17 protein-coding genes are annotated in these 15,940 nt (G+C 71.4%); 4 read left to right on the forward strand and 13 right to left on the reverse strand.

The genetic code is table 11. The features are described from left to right. Positions 1 to 119 precede the first annotated feature (119 nt). A complete protein-coding gene (locus LRS74_RS11730) occupies positions 120 to 1,022 on the reverse strand; it encodes a LysR substrate-binding domain-containing protein (RefSeq protein ID WP_277744713.1) in 903 nt (300 codons plus the stop codon). Between the two features lie 200 nt (positions 1,023 to 1,222). Between LRS74_RS11730 and LRS74_RS11735 the strand changes: the two genes are divergently transcribed. Further along, the gene (locus LRS74_RS11735) at positions 1,223 to 1,777 is read left to right on the forward strand and encodes a peroxiredoxin (RefSeq protein WP_144381282.1); all 555 of its coding nucleotides are present in this window, start codon (positions 1,223 to 1,225) and stop codon (positions 1,775 to 1,777) included. A 2-nt stretch (positions 1,778 to 1,779) separates the two neighbouring features. Continuing rightward, positions 1,780 to 2,313, forward strand: a complete 534-nt coding sequence (locus LRS74_RS11740; protein WP_277740956.1) for an alkyl hydroperoxide reductase — start codon at positions 1,780 to 1,782, stop codon at positions 2,311 to 2,313. 152 nt (positions 2,314 to 2,465) lie between these two features. Here the strand turns inward: LRS74_RS11740 and LRS74_RS11745 are convergent, their stop codons facing one another. The 5 genes from LRS74_RS11745 to LRS74_RS11765 all read right to left on the reverse strand — a co-directional run bounded on the left by LRS74_RS11745 (position 2,466) and on the right by LRS74_RS11765 (position 8,765). After that, positions 2,466 to 3,944, reverse strand: a complete 1,479-nt coding sequence (locus LRS74_RS11745; RefSeq protein ID WP_277740957.1) for an AI-2E family transporter — start codon at positions 3,942 to 3,944, stop codon at positions 2,466 to 2,468. A gap of 166 nt (positions 3,945 to 4,110) precedes the next feature. Continuing rightward, a protein-coding gene (locus tag LRS74_RS11750) for an IS5 family transposase (RefSeq protein WP_277738995.1) occupies positions 4,111 to 4,982 on the reverse strand; the annotation gives its coding sequence in 2 pieces (ribosomal slippage) (positions 4,111 to 4,622 and positions 4,622 to 4,982; 873 coding nt in all). Positions 4,983 to 4,992: 10 nt separating this feature from the next. Beyond that, positions 4,993 to 5,751, reverse strand: a complete 759-nt coding sequence (locus LRS74_RS11755; protein ID WP_277740958.1) for a transglycosylase SLT domain-containing protein — start codon at positions 5,749 to 5,751, stop codon at positions 4,993 to 4,995. A gap of 407 nt (positions 5,752 to 6,158) precedes the next feature. Next, the gene (locus LRS74_RS11760) at positions 6,159 to 7,499 is read right to left on the reverse strand and encodes a PhoH family protein (protein ID WP_277740959.1); all 1,341 of its coding nucleotides are present in this window, start codon (positions 7,497 to 7,499) and stop codon (positions 6,159 to 6,161) included. A gap of 504 nt (positions 7,500 to 8,003) precedes the next feature. Then, positions 8,004 to 8,765 (reverse strand): isoprenyl transferase, encoded by a 762-nt coding sequence (locus LRS74_RS11765; protein WP_277744714.1) that lies wholly within the window; start codon positions 8,763 to 8,765, stop codon positions 8,004 to 8,006. A gap of 273 nt (positions 8,766 to 9,038) precedes the next feature. Here LRS74_RS11765 and mgrA point away from each other — a divergent pair, with 273 nt between their 5' ends. After that, complete coding sequence (mgrA, locus tag LRS74_RS11770; protein WP_277740960.1) at positions 9,039 to 10,079, forward strand: L-glyceraldehyde 3-phosphate reductase; 1,041 nt, start codon at positions 9,039 to 9,041, stop codon at positions 10,077 to 10,079. Between the two features lie 205 nt (positions 10,080 to 10,284). Here the strand turns inward: mgrA and LRS74_RS11775 are convergent, their stop codons facing one another. Both LRS74_RS11775 and LRS74_RS11780 read right to left on the reverse strand, forming a co-directional pair. After that, positions 10,285 to 11,115 carry a hypothetical protein gene (locus LRS74_RS11775; protein ID WP_277740961.1) on the reverse strand — a complete coding sequence of 277 codons (831 nt, stop codon included), beginning with the start codon at positions 11,113 to 11,115 and terminating at the stop codon, positions 10,285 to 10,287. 393 nt (positions 11,116 to 11,508) lie between these two features. After that, positions 11,509 to 12,255, reverse strand: a complete 747-nt coding sequence (locus tag LRS74_RS11780) for an A24 family peptidase (RefSeq protein ID WP_277740962.1) — start codon at positions 12,253 to 12,255, stop codon at positions 11,509 to 11,511. A gap of 65 nt (positions 12,256 to 12,320) precedes the next feature. Between LRS74_RS11780 and LRS74_RS11785 the strand changes: the two genes are divergently transcribed. Beyond that, entirely contained in the window at positions 12,321 to 12,674 is a 354-nt protein-coding gene (locus LRS74_RS11785) for a DUF192 domain-containing protein (protein WP_277740963.1), read from the forward strand. Between the two features lie 12 nt (positions 12,675 to 12,686). Here LRS74_RS11785 and LRS74_RS11790 read toward each other — a convergent pair whose 3' ends face one another. The 5 genes from LRS74_RS11790 to LRS74_RS11810 all read right to left on the reverse strand — a co-directional run bounded on the left by LRS74_RS11790 (position 12,687) and on the right by LRS74_RS11810 (position 15,596). Beyond that, entirely contained in the window at positions 12,687 to 13,289 is a 603-nt protein-coding gene (locus LRS74_RS11790) for a TetR/AcrR family transcriptional regulator (RefSeq protein ID WP_277740964.1), read from the reverse strand. Positions 13,290 to 13,400: 111 nt separating this feature from the next. Then, complete coding sequence (locus LRS74_RS11795; RefSeq protein WP_277740965.1) at positions 13,401 to 14,012, reverse strand: OmpA family protein; 612 nt, start codon at positions 14,010 to 14,012, stop codon at positions 13,401 to 13,403. Between the two features lie 7 nt (positions 14,013 to 14,019). Further along, positions 14,020 to 14,619 carry a hypothetical protein gene (locus tag LRS74_RS11800; protein ID WP_277740966.1) on the reverse strand — a complete coding sequence of 200 codons (600 nt, stop codon included), beginning with the start codon at positions 14,617 to 14,619 and terminating at the stop codon, positions 14,020 to 14,022. Positions 14,620 to 14,667: 48 nt separating this feature from the next. Continuing rightward, positions 14,668 to 15,399 carry a pilus assembly protein TadG-related protein gene (locus LRS74_RS11805; RefSeq protein ID WP_347178194.1) on the reverse strand — a complete coding sequence of 244 codons (732 nt, stop codon included), beginning with the start codon at positions 15,397 to 15,399 and terminating at the stop codon, positions 14,668 to 14,670. After that, complete coding sequence (locus LRS74_RS11810; RefSeq protein ID WP_277740967.1) at positions 15,396 to 15,596, reverse strand: hypothetical protein; 201 nt, start codon at positions 15,594 to 15,596, stop codon at positions 15,396 to 15,398. The genes LRS74_RS11805 and LRS74_RS11810 overlap by 4 nt, the downstream gene beginning before the upstream one ends. Positions 15,597 to 15,940: the final 344 nt, after the last annotated feature.

The raw sequence follows: 15,940 nt of genomic DNA on the forward strand, positions 1-15,940 counted from the left end.
GCGCATCCGCGCGACGCAGCACAGAGAACCCCGCCGCGACGGCGAGCACCCCCCACGGCGCGGTCCGGCGGTGCCCCACCGCCCGCGACCCGGCGACAAGACGGCCCCAAGCCGGGAGGCTAGGCCGTGAAGCGGACCGGCAGCGGCTTCAGCGCCCCCCGTAGCGCGACGGCGAACGCCTCGAACTCCTCCGCACGCGCGGCGCCCGCGCGCATCGCGAGGCCGATCCGCCGGGACGGGGCGGGGTCGCTGAAGTAGCCCGTGGCGAGCTCGGCGCTGCGGCCGGTCTCCACGGGCACGGCGGTGCGGGGCAGCAGGGTCACCCCGAGGCCGCCGGCGACGAGTTGGACCAGCGTGGAGAGCCCGGCCGCGCTGGTGGTGCCGAGGGCGCCCTCCGGGCGACCGACCTCGCGGCAGATGTCCAGGGCCTGGTCGCGTAGGCAGTGCCCCTCGTCGAGCAGCAGCAGGTCCAGGGACTTCAGCGCCTCGCGGGGGATGTCGCCACGGCCGCCGAGCCAGTGGTCCTTGGGGGTGACGAGGACGAAGTCCTCGTCGAACAGGGGCAGCTCGGTGACGCCGGCGGCGCCGAGCGGGACGGCGAGCAGCAGCAGGTCGAGCCGGCCCTGGCCGAGGCCGTCCAGTAGCGAGGCGGTCTGCTCCTCGTGCACCTGGAGGTCGAGCTCGGGGTAGCGGTCGTGCACCAGCCGCAGCACGGTGGGCAGCAGATACGGGGCGACGGTGGGGATGACGCCGAGCCGCAGCACCCCGGTGAACGGCGCCCGGGCGGCCTCGGCCTCCTCGATGAAGTCGCCGACGGCGTCCAGCACCGCCCGCGCGCGCACCGCCAACCGCTCCCCCGCCGCGCTGAGCAGCACCTTGCGGGTCGTACGCTCCAGGAGCTGCACCCCCAGGGCGTCCTCCAGGGCGGAGACCGCACCCGAGAGGGCGGGCTGGCTCATGCCGATGGCGGCCGCGGCGTCGCGGAAGTGCAGATGTTCGGCGACGGCCACGAAGGCACGCAGCTGGGAGAGGCTGGGCTGACGCGGTTTGCCCGCACCGCCGCCCGGGCCGAGAGAAACGCTCACTGATAACTCCTTCCGATCAGCAGCACCCAGTCTAGCTATTTCACTGATCAATGCCTCGTATGGCAGGGTTGTCACGTCCAACCCCAGGAAGGTCCGAACCGGGACTTTCTTCGCTGCAACCTGCACAAGGAGAGCGCGTGCTCACTGTCGGTGACAAGTTCCCCGAGTACGACCTGACCGCTTGCGTCTCGCTGGAGAGCGGCAAGGAGTTCGAGCAGATCAACCACAAGTCCTACGAGGGCAAGTGGCGTGTGGTGTTCTTCTGGCCGAAGGACTTCACCTTTGTCTGCCCGACCGAGATCGCCGCGTTCGGCAAGCTGAACGAGGAGTTCGCGGACCGCGACGCGCAGATCCTGGGTGTCTCCGGCGACTCCGAGTTCGTCCACCACGCCTGGCGCAAGGACCACGCCGACCTGCGTGACCTGCCCTTCCCGATGCTGGCCGACTCCAAGCACGAGCTCATGCAGGGCTGTGGCGTGGAGGGCGAGGACGGCTTCGCGCAGCGCGCCGTGTTCATCGTCGACCCGAACAACGAGATCCAGTTCACCATGGTGACCGCCGGTTCCGTGGGCCGTAACCCCAAGGAGGTCCTGCGGGTCCTCGACGCCCTGCAGACCGACGAGCTGTGCCCCTGCAACTGGAGCAAGGGCGAGGACACCCTCGACGCGGTCAAGCTGCTGGCCGGTGAGTGACCGTGGCTCTCGATGAGCTGAAGTCCGCCATACCGGACTACGCCAAGGACCTGAAGCTGAACCTCGGCTCGGTCATCGGCAACTCCCCGCTTCCGCAGCAGCAGCTGTGGGGCACCGTGCTGGCCTGCGCGATCGCCTCGCGCTCGGCCCAGGTGCTGCGCGAGCTGGAGCCGGAGGCGAAGGCGAACCTGTCGCCGGAGGCGTACACGGCCGCCAAGTCGGCCGCCGCCATCATGGCGATGAACAACGTCTACTACCGGACCCGGCACCTGCTGTCGGACCCGGAGTACGGCAACCTGCGTGCGGGCCTGCGGATGAACGTCATCGGCAACCCGGGCGTGGAGAAGGTCGACTTCGAGCTCTGGTCGCTGGCCGTCTCCGCCATCAACGGCTGCGGCATGTGCCTCGACTCGCACGAGCAGGTCCTCCGCAAGGCGGGCGTGGAGCGCGAGACGATCCAGGAAGCCTTCAAGATCGCCGCGGTCCTGCAGGCCGTCGGCGCCACCCTCGAAGCCGAGGGCGTGCTCGCCGGCTGACCTGTCCGCCGGCCCGGAGCGACGAAGGGGCGGTTCCCCCAGCACCCGCTGGGGGAACCGCCCCTTCCGCGTTCCATCCGTTCTGCCGTCCGGCCCTTCCGCGTGCCGAGGCCGGCCCGCCGGGCACGGCCGCGGACGCGGAAGGGCAGCGACTACTCCCCCGGCTCGTCCCGCTCGCGCCGCGCGATCGGCGGCGGCACCGGGGCGATCGCCAGCGCCGAGGCCCCGTGCGGCCCCGGTGTCCCCGCCACCCTCGCGGCCTCCTTGGAGTACGCGCGCAGATAGCCGACCACCGTGTTGGCGACCGCGACCAGCGGAACGGCGACGACCGCGCCGCCGATGCCGCCGATCAGGGAGCCGGCGGCCACCGAGAGGACCACCGCGAGCGGGTGGACGCTGACGGCGCGGCCGAGGATGAAGGGCTGCAGGATGTGACCCTCGATCTGCTGCACGGCCAACACCACCACGAGCACCATGGCCGCCGTGAAGACGTCCTGGGTCACCAGCGCCACCACCACCGCGAGCGCGCCGGAGATCACGGCGCCGACCAGCGGGATGAAGGCGAAGAGGAAGATGAAGACCGCGAGCGGGACGGCCATCGGGACGTCGAGGAAGTAGATGCCGACGCCGATGAAGATGGCGTCGATCAGAGCCACTATCACCGTCCCGCGCACATAGGCCGTCAGCGTCCGCCAGGCGCGCGGCCCGGCCCCCGCGACGCCCTCGCGCGCCGCGGCGGGGACCAGCTTGAGCGTCCAGTTCCAGATCTTCGGGCCGTCGTAGAGCAGGAAGAGCGTGCTGAACATCGCCAGCAGAATGCCCGTCAGCACCTCCACGACGACGGTGACGCCCTCCAGACCGGCCGTAGTGATCTCCTCGGTGTTGTCCCCGATCGACTCGCGCAGGTTCTTGGCGATGTCGTTGATCTGGTCCTCGGTCACATGGAACGGGCTGTGCAGCAGCCAGCGCCGCAACTCGTCGATGCCGTCCTGGACCCGCTGGGAGAGGTCGTCCAGGTTCTCCATGACCTGCCACACCACGAACCAACAGACCAGCCCCATGACGACGAAGCCGGAGACGAAGACGATGGCGGTGGCCAGGCCCCGCGGCACCCCCCGGCGGCGCAGCCGGGCCACGGTCGGCTCCAGCAGCGCGGTGATGAGCAGGGAGACGGTGAAGGAGAGCACCACCAGCTCGACGGCGCTGATGACCCGCATCAGCACCCAGACGGTGCCGGCCAGGACCAGCAGCCGCCAGCCGACCTCGGCGGCCACGCGCACGCCGTAGGGCACGGCGGCCACCGGATCCGGGCGGGGCGCCGCGAGCGGGGCGTAACCGGACGGCGCCTGGGCCCGCTCGGGCCCGGGCGCGGCGACGCCCGCGGGCGTGCCGGGCCCGTCCGCGTGCGTGGAGTGGTCGTCGGCTCCGGGCGCGCCGGGGGTGTCGTCGGAGGCGGCACCGCGGCCGCTCGACGAGGAACCGCCGGCGGGCGTCTGCTCCAGCGGGGTCCGCTCGCGCTCCCGCGCGTCGCGTTCCTCGCGCTCCCGCTCTTCCCGCTTGGCTTCGAGCCGGTCAGAGAGCCGCGTCAGGCCGGCCCCCAGCCTGCCGACCCACTTCGGCAATCTGGACATCGTTCTTTCCCTACCCCCGCTCCCCGCAGTTCGTCGGGATGACGTTACCGGAGGACGCGCCGAGCCCCCGTTCGGTTGCGAACGGGGGCTCGGTGACGTCTGGTACCGGTGCGCCGCCGGGTGCGACGGCCTACCGGGGCTACGGGCCTAGGCGGTTTCGTTTGGATCACCGAGCGGACCAGAGGAAGATGCCCGCGATGTGGAGTCCGGCCAGGTAGATGACCGCTGTCTTCTCGTAGCGGGTGGCGATCCCTCGCCACTGCTTCAGGCGGTTGATGCACCGCTCGACGGTATTGCGCTGCTTGTACGCGTCACGGTCGAAAGCGGGTGGCCTCCCACCGTGTCTGCCGCGACGCAGCCGGTGGCCGCGCTGATCCGCCCGGGTGGGGATCACTGCCCGGATGCCGCGCTGGCGTAGATGCTCGCGGATCGCACGTGAGGAGTACGCCTTGTCGGCCAGGACGACGTCCGGCCTGGTGCGAGGTCGTCCACGTCGGCGGGGAACGCGCAGACGGGCCATGACCTCGCCGAAGGCGGGTGCATCGCCGGCCTGGCCGGCCGTGAGGACGAAGGCCAGGGGCCGGCAGTCGCCGTCGGCCGCGAGGTGGATCTTCGTGGTCAGCCCGCCGCGGGACCGGCCGATGGCGTGGTCGGCCGGTTCTCCAGCCGGGGCCCCCTTTTGCGGGCCCCGGCAGCGTGCTGGTGTGCTCGCACGATCGTGGAGTCCACAGAGACGGCCCAGTTCAGGTCCTCGTCCGCGTCGGCCTGGGCTATGAGAGCGGTGAACACTCGCTCCCAGGTGCCGTCGACGGCCCACATACGCAGCCGGTTGTAGACGCCTCGCCAGTTGCCGTACTTCTCCGGAAGGTGCACCCACTGGGTTCCGGTCTGGAACTTGAAGGCGATCGCGTCGATCACCTCCCGATGGTCCCGCCACCGACCACCGCGCCTCGGCGTCCGGTCCGGGAGCAACGGCTCGATCCGCGCCCACTGCGCGTCAGTCAACGGCACACCCAGACCAACGACCGGCTGATCCAAACGAAACTGCCTAGTACCAGTGGTTGGCCTGCCAGAACGACCAGGCGCCGCAGGGGCTGCCGTAGCGTTCGTCCATGTAGCTGAGGCCCCACTTGATCTGGGTGGCCGGGTTGGTCCGCCAGTCGGCGCCCGCGGAGGACATCTTGGAGCCGGGCAGCGCCTGAACGAGGCCGTACGCACCCGAGGAGGGGTTGGTGGCCTGGTAGTTCCAGGTGCTCTCGTGGTTCACGATGTTGCTGAAGCACTGGAACTGGTTGGCGGGGACGATCTGCCGGGCGATCGCCTGCACCTCGGCGACCGTGTACGAGCTCTGCTGCGGGAAGGACTCCTGGCGCGGCGCGGAGCGGCTCGCGACCTGCTCCTCCTCCTCGCGCTCCTTGGCTTCGCGCTCGGCCTCGGCCTCGGCCTTCTCCTTGGCCTTACGCTCGGCCTCGGCCTTGTCCGCGGCGGCCTTCTTCGCCTTGGCGTCCTTCGCGGCCTGCTTGCGCGCGGCCTCCTCGGCAGCCTTCTTCGCCTCGGCGTCGGCGGCAGTGGACTGGATGTCCGCCTGCGCCGTCAGCGAAGCGGTCTGGACCTGGGCCTGCTGGCCGGCGGGTATCTCTGCGAGGAGCGTCGCATCGGCGGCGGCCGCCTCGACGGGCTCGGCGGAGCTCTTCTGCTCGCCGCCCGCGGCGACGCCGACGACGGCGCCCACAGTGGTGACCGCGGTGGCCGACGCCACTGCGAATCCCCGGACCGAAATCCGGCTCACACGGTTTCCTTCCAGCATCGCCCACTTAGGTGACCTCGCGGGCGCAATCGTGCCCCTTGGCGCTGGCCTCCCCTTGTTCCGACCCCGGTTGGTGACGGGGACCGACTGGTCACGGGAGGCACGGGCCCGGTGGTCCCCCGCTGGGAGGGCCGTGGTGCTTCGGGCGGCATACGGCGGCGTGTTGAGTTGTGGTACTGCTGATGCTCCACACCGCTGGGGGTGCTGATGTGCCGTATGCGGGGCCTGACAGGACCCACACCCTGCCGGAAGGCGACACCCGGAGGCAATTCTCTGTTGCGTGTTAAAGCTCACACCCCGTTTACACCAGCCGTTTCAGGAAATCCCCCGCGCACCAAGGCGCCGCGCGACTAAGCTTCTTGGCTTCTCGCGCGGCGCCTCGACGGCAGCAACGTCCCTTTTACGCCCTAGACATGGATATCTTCCAGCATTTCGGTCACCAGGGCGGCGATCGGGGAGCGCTCGGAGCGGTTGAGAGTGACATGGGCGAAGAGCGGGTGACCCTTGAGCTTCTCGACCACCGCCACCACGCCGTCGTACCGGCCCACCCTCAGATTGTCGCGCTGGGCCACGTCATGGGTCAGCACGACCCGTGAATTGGCGCCGATCCGGGACAGAACGGTCAGCAGGACGTTTCGCTCCAGCGACTGCGCCTCATCGACGATGACGAAGGCGTCGTGCAGCGAGCGGCCGCGGATGTGAGTGAGCGGCAGGACCTCCAGCATGCCGCGCCCCACCACCTCCTCGATCACGTCCGCGGTGGTCACCGCCGAGAGCGTGTCGAAGACCGCCTGCGCCCAGGGGCTCATCTTCTCGGCCTCGGTGCCCGGCAGATAGCCCAGCTCCTGACCGCCCACCGCGTACAGCGGCCGGAAGATCATCACCTTCCGGTGCTGTCGCCGCTCCAGCACCGCCTCCAGCCCGGCGCACAGCGCCAGCGCGGACTTGCCGGTGCCGGCCCGGCCGCCCATGGAGACGATGCCCACGTCCGGGTCGAGCAACAGGTCCAGCGCGATGCGCTGCTCGGCGCTGCGGCCCCGGATGCCGAACGCCTCCCGGTCGCCGCGCACCAGCCGCACCGTCCCGTCCGCGGTGACCCGGCCCAGCGCCTTGCCCCGCTCGGACTGGAGCACCAGCCCGGTGTGCACGGGCAGCCCCACCGCCTCGGGCACCCGGACGGCGGACTCGGCCGCGTAGAGCTCGTCCACCTGCTCGGCGGTGACGGACAGTTCGGCCATCCCGGTCCAGCCGGAGTCGGTGATGGCCAGCTCCGCGCGGTACTCCTCGGCGAGCAGGCCGACCGAGGACGCCTTGATGCGCAGCGGCAGGTCCTTGGAGACGACCGTGACGTCATACCCCTCGGCCTGGAGGTTCCTGGCCACCGCGAGGATCCGTGAGTCGTTGTCCCCGGGCCGTCCGCCATGGTTGAGGAAGGCCGCGGGCAGGACACCCGGGTCGGAGTGGTTGAGCTCGACACGCAGGGTGCCGCCCAGCTCGCCGATGGGGATCGGGGCGTCGAGGCGGCCGTGCCGGATGCGGTACTCGTCCAGCAGGCGGAGCGCCTGCCGGGCGAAGTAGCCCAGCTCAGGGTGGTGCCGCTTGGCCTCCAACTCCGTGACCACGACGACCGGGAGCACGACCTCATGCTCCTCGAAGCGGGCCATGGCGTTCGGATCGGCCAGCAGGACGCTGGTGTCGAGAACATAGGTGCGCCGGTCTTGCTCGCGGCGCTTCTTGCTGGTCACCACGGGTGGACGAACCCCCTCGGGAGAGGTCGGGGTGCGACGGCGTCGCGGGGGAATGGACCGGGCAGGACCCCACGCGGGGCCGAGCACCGGCCCTCCGCGTCATACGCACGATCCGCACAGTCGTCCGTGAGCAAAGGGCCTCCCGGGCGGACGGCCCCATGCCGCCCGCTGGCAGTTCGACGCCCCCATGGACAGTTGGGCAGGGCGTCGACCTGCCAGGGATATTCCCTCGATAGTGCAAACCCATGCAACGGCATATGACGGCAGCCACGTGAACGTTGTGCGACACGCGTGCCAACCGTGTCCCGGGAGACCACTGAGTCGAACCCCCGCACGCCGCCACCCTCACGGCAGCGCGCGCACTCCGACCCCGCGCGCACCGGCGGCCGAGCCGAGGGGCGCGCGGCGCCCGGAGGCGAACCGAGCCCTCAGGGCGTGGGGCGCCCGGCGGGAAACCGAGCCCTCATCGGGCGGGGGCGCCCGGCGGGGAACCGAGCCCTGAGGTCAGTTCCCGTAACGCCGGTGCCGCGCGGCGTAGTCCCGCAGCGCGCGCAGGAAGTCCACCTTGCGGAAGGCGGGCCAGAAGACCTCGCAGAAGTAGTACTCGGAGTGCGCGCTCTGCCAGAGCATGAAGCCCGAGAGGCGCTGCTCGCCGCTGGTGCGGATGACCAGGTCGGGGTCGGGCTGGCCGCGCGTGTAGAGGTGCTCGGAGATCATGTCGGTGTCGACGATCTCGGCGAGCTCCTCGAAGGTGGTGCCCTTGTCGGCGTGGTCCAGCAGCAGGGACCGCACCGCGTCGGCGATCTCCTGGCGGCCGCCGTAGCCGATGGCGACGTTGACCAGTATCCCGTCGACGTGGTCGGTGGCCTGTTCGGCCTGCTTCAGCACGGTCTGGGTGTGCGCCGGCAGCAGGTCCATGGTGCCGACGTGGTGCACTCGCCAGCGGCCGTCGGCCGCCAGGTTGCGCACGGTGTCCTCGATGATGGCCAGGAGCGGGAGAAGCTCCTTCTCCGGGCGGTTGAGGTTGTCGGTGGAGAGCATCCACAGGGTGACCACCTCGACATCCGTCTCGGTGCACCAGCCCAGCAGTTCCTGGATCTTGTTGGCCCCCGCCTTGTGGCCCTGCTCGGGAGAGCCGCCGGAGGCCCGGGCCCAGCGGCGGTTGCCGTCGAGGATGACGCCGATGTGCTTGGGCACCTGCGCATGGTCGAGGCGGCCCTCCACCCGGCGTGCGTAGAGCCCGTACACCAGGTCGCGCAACTTCACGTCTTCCAGCCCCTCCATGCCATGACCTGCGCTGTGCGCCTTGCTGTGCTTCGCGCCATACGCCCTTGCCTCGCGCTCCGCGGCCTCGCGGCGTGCCGGCTTCGGCGGTCCGCGTCTCGTGCTGTCGCGCCGCGCGGCTCGCCCTGCCGCCATGCCGTGGCCCTGGCGGTCCGCACCGAGGGCGCCACCCTACTGCGGGGGTGGCGCGGGTGGCGAACCTGGGGCGGTGCGAGCCTGTAGCGTCCGTGTGACACCCCGCGAACAGGATCATCCATGAGCGACACCACCTCTCCCTACGCGGCCGCCGCCGACCGCTATGACGCGATGGAGTACCGCCGCAGCGGGCGCAGCGGCCTGAAGCTGCCCGCCGTCTCGCTCGGCCTCTGGCACAACTTCGGCGATGACCGCACGCTGACCTCCCAGCGTGCCATCCTGCGTCGCGCCTTCGACCTCGGCGTCACCCACTTCGATCTGGCCAACAACTACGGGCCGCCGCCCGGCTCCGCCGAGCTCAACTTCGGCAAGCTGCTCGCCCAGGATTTCCGGCCGTACCGTGACGAACTCATCATCTCTACCAAGGCCGGATACGAGATGCACCCCGGCCCGTACGGCGAGTGGGGATCGCGGAAGTACCTGATGTCCTCGCTCGACGCCTCGCTGCGCCGGATGGGCCTCGACTACGTGGACATCTTCTACTCGCACCGCTTCGATCCGGACACCCCGCTGGAGGAGACGATGGGCGCCCTCGCCTCCGCCGTCCAGCAGGGCAAGGCGCTGTACGTCGGGGTGTCCTCGTACGGCGCGAGCCAGACCCGCGAGGCGGCGCGGCTGCTGCGCGAGATGGGCGTGCCGGCACTGATCCACCAGCCCTCGTACTCGATGATCAACCGCTGGATCGAGGACGACGGGCTGCTGGACACCCTGGAGGCCCAGGGGATGGGCTGCATCGCCTTCGCCCCGCTGGCCCAGGGCCTGCTCACCGACAGGTACCTGGACGGGGTCCCGGCGGGTTCGCGGGCCGCCCAGGGCAAGTCGCTGGACCCGGCGCTGCTGACGGAGGACATGGTCCGGCGGCTGCGCGGGCTGAACGAGATCGCCGCGCGGCGCGGCCAGTCGCTGGCGCAGCTGGCGCTCGCCTGGGTGCTGCGGGACCAGCGGATGACGTCGGCGCTGATCGGGGCGTCGAGCGTGGCGCAGCTGGAGGCGAACGTGGCGGCGCTCGGCTCGCCGAAGCTCACGGCCGAGGAGCTGACCGAGATCGACTCCTATGCGCGGACCACGGAGGGCGTGAACATCTGGGCGCGCCGAGGCTGAGGCCGGGGCCGCCGTAGCGGGTGTCCGCGCGGCCGGATCGCATCGCTTCGGTCGCGGGCCTCCCGGCGGTCGCGGGGCCGGAAACGGGACCGGCCGGGCGGCCGCGGCTACCCGGATCGCCGCGCCGGGCGGGGCGCCCGGCGCGGCGACGCGGGCGGTCCGGCGGCGATCCGGCGATCCGGGGGCCGGCGGTCACGGTGGCGGATCAACCGCGGATGGTGACCCCGTGGCGGGTCCGCATCCGCCGCAGTTCCCAGAGCGAGACGGCCGTCACGGTGAGCGGACCGCCCAGCAGCGAGCACAGCTGGACCTGGACCGGCCCGTTCGGCATGCCCTGGTCGAACAGGTTGAACAGGGCGAGCACCCAGACCAGCACGCCGGTGAGCACCGCGGGCAGCGCGGCGTGCACATGGGCGGTGTTGAAGGCGCTGCGGGCGGCGTGCGCCGAGGCGAAGAAGAGGAACGGCAGCCCCCAGAGCAGTACCCCGAGCATGGCCAGGGCGATGGCGATGTCGACCGCGCCCTGGTACCCCCCCGACTGGGCGGCGAGGCTCCCCGCCCAGATCGACCCGCCGAGGGCGATCACGGTCAGCAGGTACCAGCCGATGGTCTTCAGCGGGACGCCCAGCCGGGAGCGCAGCACCCGGCGCCGGTGCGGCGGCGCGTAGAAGATGAAGGCGAGCATGACGAGCGGCCCGGTGACGATGAGCAGGACCGGGGTCACGAGGAGATTGCCGACGCTGTTCTCGGCCGCCTCGTTCCAGCCGTCCTCGGGCCCGTAGGCATAGGCGATCCCCAGGGTGGCCAGCAGGCCGAGCAGCGATCGGGTCAGCTGTACGCGGTCCACGACGGGGTCCACGATGCGGCCTTCGCCCTGGTGCTTGAACACCTTCTCGGCCGCCCGGTTGGCCGAGCGGAGCACCGGGATGAGCCAGCCGACGAAGGGCACCCGCCACCACAGACGGCGCCGGCGCCGCGCGGGACCCGGCGGCGGGCCGAGGTAGGGCGTGGGCGGCGGCCCGTACGGATCGGGCACCGGCGGGGGACCGTACGGATCGGGCACCGGCGGAGGCCCATACGGAGCCTGCCGTCCCCTGTGTCCGGAATTGTTCGGCGGACCCCATCCCCCCGTGGCCATGACCCCTCCCCTTCACCTGCGCTGATTTCAACAGCGCGGGAGTCTAGGGCACGTTTTCGGCCATGACCCGGGGCTTCGGTGAACGCGGGGCACGCGGGAGGGGCGGCGGGGGCGCGGCGGCACCGGATCACGGGGGCACGAAAAACGGGCCGGTCCGTGGGGGGGATACGGACCGGCCCGAGGGGGGGCTTCCACCATAACCCTTTGTAAGGGGTGCTCGATGCATCGACGAGGGTGACCGGGTGTCGCGCGCTGACGGCCGGCGGTCCCGGACGGGGGCGGAGGCGGGGTTCAGGCCGCCCCGAGGCCGCCCAGGAGCAGCCCCGCACCGGCCCCGATGATCATGAAGGGTCCGAAGGGTATGGCGGTTTTCCGGCCGGCGTGTCGCGCCAGCACCAGGGCCATGCCGTAGCCGGACCCCAGCAGCAGCCCCGCGAAGGCGCCGAGGAAGAGGACGGGCCAGCCGTACCACCCCAGGGCGATACCCACGGTCAGCGCCAGCTTGACGTCACCGAAGCCCATCCCGCTCGGGCTGATGACGAAGAGGAGGAGGTATCCGCCGCCGAGCACGACCCCGCCGAGCAGCGCCCTCGGCCAGGAGCCCGCCCCGTGCGGCAGGAGTTCCGCCACGGCCAGCAGCGCGGCGGCGGCCGCGGCCATCGGCAGGGTGAGCACGTCCGGCAGCCGGTGGACGGCCCGGTCCACCCCCGCCAGCAGCACGCCCGGTGGGGCCAGGAGCAGCCAGACCGCGAGCTCCGGCCGCGCCCCGACCGCCGCCGCCAGCGCTCCGCAGACCAGCGCGGTCCCGAGCGCGGCCAGCGGCGCGCTCATCCCGTACGCACGCTCCCCGGGCCGGCAGGCGCCGCACCGCGCGGGGCCGAGCCAGCCCCCGGCGACCCCGGTGATCGGGTGCCCACGCGGGCACGCGGACCGCCACGGCTCCTCGGCCGGCACGGCCAGCCGGTGCAGCGGGCGGGGCACGAGCAGCCCGGCGGCGGCTCCGTACGCGGTGGCGGCGGCGATCAGCAGGGCGGACACGGCGCAGAGCCTACGGAAGCGGCGGCTGGTAGAAACAGTGCCAACGAGTCGCGAGGGGGCGGGAGATGGGGCGAGCGTGGCACGACGGCACCGGAACGCTGCACGCACCGGGGGGTGCCGTACCGCTGGAGATCGCCGCGTCCTACCGGGCCCGCACCCGGGGCCTGCTGGGTCGCGACGGCCTGGACGGCGCGCTGCTGCTGACCCCGGCCGGCGGCGTGCACACCTTCCGCATGCGCTTCCCCATCGACGTCGCCTATCTCGACCGGGAGCTGACCGTGCTGTCCGTACGGACCATGCGCCCGGGCCGACTCGGCCGGCCACGACCGCGGGCGCGCCACGTACTGGAGGCGGAGGCGGGGGCGATGGCGGGGTGGGGCGTACGGAGAGGCGTACGGATCACGGTCCAGCCGGGCTGACGGCCGGTCCGGTCACAGGGCCGCGAGGGCGGTCTCCACGGTGCCCTCCAGCCCGGCCCGGTCACAGCCGGCCTGGGCGGAGACCCGCAGCCCGCTGATGGTGGCGATCAGAAAGTGCGCCAGCCGGCCCGGGTCGCCGCCCCGGTCGAGGTCGCCGGCGCGCTGCCCGGACTCGATCACGGCGCGAAACGCCTCGAAGCGCGCCTGGTAGTCCCTCTTCAGCAGCTCGGCGATCTCCGGGTCACGGCCCGACAGCTCGATCGCGGTGTTGATGAAGAAGCAGCCGCGCCCGGTGGACGCCGCCAGCCAGTCGACGTCGCTCTCGCCGTACACCTCGGCGACGATGTCGGTCATCATCGTGCGGATCTTCTCGCGCGCCGACAGGTCGGATCCCAGCAGTTCGGCCTGCTGCTCGGCGCGCAGCTCGACATAGCGGGCGAAGGCCCGGCGGAAGAGGTCGTGCTTGCTCTTGAAGGTGTTGTAGATCGAGCTGCGCCCCAGCCCCGTCGCCTCGCACAGTTCCTGAGTCGACGTCGCCTCGTACCCGGCGGCCCAGAACGCCCCCATCGCGGCGTCGACCGCGCGCTGCTCGTCGAACGTCCTCGGTCGTGCCATGCGTCCAGACTAACACATTTTAGACCACCCGATCCATTACCCCCCGAGCGCCCTGCCCCTGGCTCGTGCGCCGACCCTCCTCCAGCCTCCGCGCGAGGGGGGGCTGACGGACTACCCGTCTCGCGAGAAGCTGACCTCCACCCGCCGGTTCTTCCTGCGCCCCTCCTCGGTCGCGTTGTCCGCGATCGGGTACTGCTCGCCGTAGCCGCGGATCTGGTAGTCGACCGTGGAGTCGAGGCTCTTGGACAGCTCCTGCTGGACCGCGTTGGCGCGTTCCTTGGAGAGGTCGTCGCCGTGGGCGGAGGAGCCCAGGTTGTCGGTGAAACCGAAGACGCGGACGGTGGTGGCGCCCTGTTCCTCGACTTCGTCGGCGATCACCTTGATGCGCGCGCTGGCCTCGCGCGAGAGCTTCGCGCTGTTCTTGTCGAAGAGGACCTCGGCCTGGAGGGCGAACTTCACCCTGGTGTTGGTGTCCTCACGCCGCTCGTCGCCGGTGGCGGTCTCCACGACCACCTTGATGTCGAGGACACGGCCGGGGGCCAGTTCGGCGCCCTCCTTCAGCCGCAGATCGGCGTCGTCGGCGTCGATCTCCACGGGGGGCGTGGTGTCGGCGGGGGCGCCGGGGCCGCCGTCGGCGTGGGCGGCGGGCGACGGGACGGCGAGGAGGAGCGTGGCGGTGAGGGCGGCGACGGCCGCCTGGGAGCGGATGCGGTTCCTCGACATCAGCGGTTCACCCGGAGATCTCGATGCTGACGGACGGCATGGTGGGGAGCTGGAAGTCGACCGTGCTCACGTCGTCCGGCGGGGCGGGGAACTGGGCGTAGAACGGCCGGCTCTCGTCGGGCCGGATGTTGCTCAGGCCCGTGGTGCACAGGCATTCGCCGTCCGTGTCCCGCAGGATCAGATAGCGCTTCTTTCCCGCCGGGTCGACGAGGGAGGCTCCCGAGACCGAGGACTGGGACCTCAGCTCGATCTCCTTGGAGCGCCACGCGTACGCGTGGAACGGCTTGGTGCCACGGTTGGTCACCGTCCCCTCGACCGTGAGGAAGCCCCCGCCGTCCCGCTTGGCCGAGGTCAGGGTGACGGTCACTCCGCCCGGCCCCTTCAGCTCTCCGATGGACTCGGTGGGCTCCCGCCCCGACTCCCCGGCCCGTTGCACGGAGTCGGACGGCTTCCTGGTCGTGGCGCGCTTGCCGTCTCCGCCGCTCCCGCCGTCGTCGCCCCCGCCTCCACCGTCGCCCCCACAGCCGGCCAGCGTCAGGGCGAGGGCGGCCACGACCCCCACCGCGAACACGCCCCCGTGGGGCCTCGTCGTACGCCGCATGCTCATGAGTGGGCAGTCCTTCGCGTGTCGGTCGACGGTCGGAGGGTCATACGGTCAGGGGGCCAGCTTCACGGCGTAGAGGGCCTTCGCCTCGGGGAAGTCGTCGAGACGCTCGGGGTCGATGTCCACCTCGGCCCCGTCGCACACCAGGTGGATCGGGGGCTTCTCCTCCGCGGGCTCGTCCTCGCCCTTGCGCCTGTCCTCGCCCTTGTCCTTGTCCTTGTCCTTGCCTTCGGGGTTGTCCTCGTCCTGGTCGTCCTCGCCCCCACTCGGCTCCGGCTCGGGAGGCGTCTCGGGAGGCTCGTGGACGCAGCGCGGCTCCACGACCGCCTTGGCTCGAGCGGTCGCCCGCTTGTTCTCGGTGCCGGGGATGACCGACTTCCCCACGGTGTGCAGGGTCTCCACGGTGACGGCGAAGGACACCGGCAGATAGCCCGGGTCGCACGCGCGCAGCCGCGCGTCGTTCTTCCCCGCGAACCACTCGGCGTCCGCGCAGGGGTCCTCGGGAACGCCGAACCTGCCGTCCAGGATGTCGTCCCAGGGCGTGTCACGCGCGATCGCGTCCAGGAGCGCCACCCGCAGCTGGCCGCGGTAGCTCTGCGCGGCCGCCAGCGCGGCGGCGTCGGCCGCGGTCTGGCCGCCGTTCCTGGTGGCTCCGGCCTGGCCCACCGCGAAGAAGGCGAGGGCGAGGAAGAGCAGGCCCACGACCGCCGTGAGATAGAGAGGGAACGCCTGGCCCGCATCGCCGCGCAGGCGACGGGCCAGCCCATCGGTCAGCCGCCTCAGCCGCCGGTGATCTTCGAGATCTCGTCCGAGATGGCGCCCGCGATCATGCCGCCGAAGTCCGTCGTCATCAGGACGAGAGCGATGGCCACCACCACGGCGATGACGCCCAGGTACTCGACCGAGGTCTGCCCCCGGTCCGCCAGGCGGCCCGTCAGCTGGGCCCGCCACCGGTCGTTCCGCACCGTACGCTTTCCCATCGCATTCCCCTCCACGCGTGGCCGCCCCCCTCTGGGCCGGCGCTCCGCCCCCCGTGGTGCCGCTGGCGACACGAGCAAAGTACGCCCGAACACCGGCCGCGGAACAGGGCACGCGGGGGCATTGCTTTCCGCTCCAGGGAGGTTCGAACCGTGCCCGGCGGGCCGGGTCAGTGTGGTCCACCCCTCTCACCCCCTTCCGGGTGTTCCGTAGACGACTGTGCCATATCCCGTTGCATACGCGAAGGTTCTTGTCTCGATGGAAACGCTTTCGAGACCGCCGCCGCGGAGCGCAGCTGATCGTGGTGGGGAGAGGTGTGTTGGGAGATGTGCGGCGTGGCCTGCGG

Origin of the sequence: Streptomyces sp. LX-29 (assembly GCF_029541745.1) — a bacterium.
GTDB lineage: Bacteria > Actinomycetota > Actinomycetes > Streptomycetales > Streptomycetaceae > Streptomyces.

Excerpts from the sequence above, each read along its gene's own strand:
- LRS74_RS11800 (WP_277740966.1), bottom strand. The coding sequence starts at position 14,619 with ATGAGCATGCGGCGTACGACGAGGCCCCACGGGGGCGTGTTCGCGGTG.
- mgrA (WP_277740960.1), top strand. The coding sequence starts at position 9,039 with ATGAGCGACACCACCTCTCCCTACGCGGCCGCCGCCGACCGCTATGAC.
- LRS74_RS11810 (WP_277740967.1), bottom strand. The coding sequence starts at position 15,596 with ATGGGAAAGCGTACGGTGCGGAACGACCGGTGGCGGGCCCAGCTGACG.
- LRS74_RS11790 (WP_277740964.1), bottom strand. The coding sequence starts at position 13,289 with ATGGCACGACCGAGGACGTTCGACGAGCAGCGCGCGGTCGACGCCGCG.
- LRS74_RS11745 (WP_277740957.1), bottom strand. The coding sequence starts at position 3,944 with ATGTCCAGATTGCCGAAGTGGGTCGGCAGGCTGGGGGCCGGCCTGACG.
- LRS74_RS11785 (WP_277740963.1), top strand. The coding sequence starts at position 12,321 with ATGGGGCGAGCGTGGCACGACGGCACCGGAACGCTGCACGCACCGGGG.
- LRS74_RS11755 (WP_277740958.1), bottom strand. The coding sequence starts at position 5,751 with ATGCTGGAAGGAAACCGTGTGAGCCGGATTTCGGTCCGGGGATTCGCA.
- LRS74_RS11795 (WP_277740965.1), bottom strand. The coding sequence starts at position 14,012 with ATGTCGAGGAACCGCATCCGCTCCCAGGCGGCCGTCGCCGCCCTCACC.